General features: G+C 71.5%; 1 protein-coding gene and 1 pseudogene. Both read left to right on the top strand.

The features are described from left to right. A partial coding sequence (benD, locus tag ACEN88_RS32925; protein ID WP_413346486.1) for a benzoate diol dehydrogenase BenD occupies positions 1–664 on the top strand: 664 nt, incomplete at its 5' end. A gap of 4 nt (positions 665–668) precedes the next feature. After that, positions 669–895 (top strand): annotated as a pseudogene (locus tag ACEN88_RS32920) (3-oxoadipate enol-lactonase); the annotation flags it as partial.

The raw sequence follows: 895 nt of genomic DNA, 5'->3' as shown, positions 1-895 counted from the left end.
GGCGGACCGCTCGCCGCTCGTGCACGAAGTGGCGCAGGAGACCGGGACGCAACCCATCGTCGTCGAGGCCGACCTCGAGACCTGGGCCGGCGCGTCGACGCTGGCGGCGCGCGCGCTGGACGCCTGCGGCCGCATCGACATCCTCGTCAACAACGTGGGCGGCACGATCTGGGCCAAGCCCTACCAGGCGTACGAGCCGGACCAGATCGAGGCGGAGATCCGCCGCTCGCTGTTCCCGACGCTGTGGTGCTGCCGCGCCGTGCTGCCGGCGATGCTGGCCGCGCAATCCGGCGCGATCGTGAACGTGTCGTCGGTGGCCACGCGCGGCATCTACCGCATCCCGTATTCCGCGGCGAAAGGCGGCATCAACGCGCTCACGGCCAGCCTCGCGATGGAGCACGCGCAGGACGGCATCCGCGTCAATGCCGTCGCCACCGGCGGCACGGAAGCGCCGCCGCGCAAGGTGCCGCGCAATCCGAAGCCGTTGAGCGAGCAGGAGCAAACGTGGTACCAGGGCATCGTCGACCAGACGACCGCGACGAGCCTGATGCACCGCTACGGCACCATCGACGAGCAGGTCGCCGCGATCCTGTTCCTCGCCTCAAGCGAAGCGTCGTACATCACCGGCACCGTCCTGCCCGTGGGCGGCGGCGATCAGGGTTGACGCCATGGCCTTCATTCAAGTTGACGACGTCCGCCTGCACGTGCGGACCGACGGCGACCCCGCGCGCCCCTGCATCGTGCTGTCGAACTCCCTCGGCACGGACCTGTCGATGTGGGATCCGCAGGCCGCCGTGCTGGCCCGCGACTATTTCGTGCTGCGCTACGACACGCGCGGCCACGGCCTGTCCGGCCCGGGGACCGCCCCCCCCCCCCGCGCCCCCCGGGGCCGCGC

Origin of the sequence: Massilia sp. CT11-108 (genome assembly GCF_047302915.1) — a bacterium.
GTDB classification, from domain to species: domain Bacteria; phylum Pseudomonadota; class Gammaproteobacteria; order Burkholderiales; family Burkholderiaceae_D; genus Telluria; species Telluria orientalis.
The sequence above is the reverse complement of the archived record's forward strand: the minus strand, read 5'-3'. Positions and strand labels throughout refer to the sequence as shown.